At 44.2% G+C, this 443-nt stretch carries 1 protein-coding gene; it reads left to right on the top strand.

The window, feature by feature from the left end; all coding sequences use genetic code 11:
• On the top strand, nucleotides 1–335 hold a 335-nt coding region (locus IY568_RS24480; RefSeq protein ID WP_194868976.1), incomplete at its 5' end, for an integrase core domain-containing protein.
• Between the last annotated feature and the right edge of the window lie 108 nt (nucleotides 336–443).

The raw sequence follows: 443 nt of genomic DNA, 5'->3' as shown, positions 1-443 counted from the left end.
GAGGTCGGCCATCGGGCGTGTTGTTCCATTCTGATCAGGGCTGTCAGTATGTCGCCACAAAGTTCAGGCAAAAATTATGGCGCTATCGTATGACTCAAAGCATGAGTCGCAGGGGGAATTGTTGGGACAACGCCCCAATGGAAAGGCTATTTAGGAGTTTAAAAACAGAGTGGGTTCCGTCAACAGGCTATGATTCCTTCAAAGAAGCTGAAAGAGATATAAGTTACTATTTAATGAGCTACTACAACTGGCAAAGGCCGCATAGTAACAACGAAATGCTTGCGCCAGCAGTTGCGGAAGAAAAACTTTATTTACTTGTACTAGCTCAGACTTGACCTGACAGTTACCCGTTTTTCAATCGGTGATTGTCAGTCTAGATTTGGGCTAAATTCTTTTCAGCCCAGAGCGATTTCCCATCTAATAATGTTTCAAGTGGCGTTCTG

The sequence above is a fragment of the Pseudoalteromonas sp. PPB1 genome, from assembly GCF_015356275.1.
Taxonomy (GTDB): Bacteria; Pseudomonadota; Gammaproteobacteria; order Enterobacterales; family Alteromonadaceae; genus Pseudoalteromonas; species Pseudoalteromonas rubra_D.
Note: the sequence above shows the minus strand (reverse complement) of the source record. Positions and strands in the feature narration are given on the sequence as shown.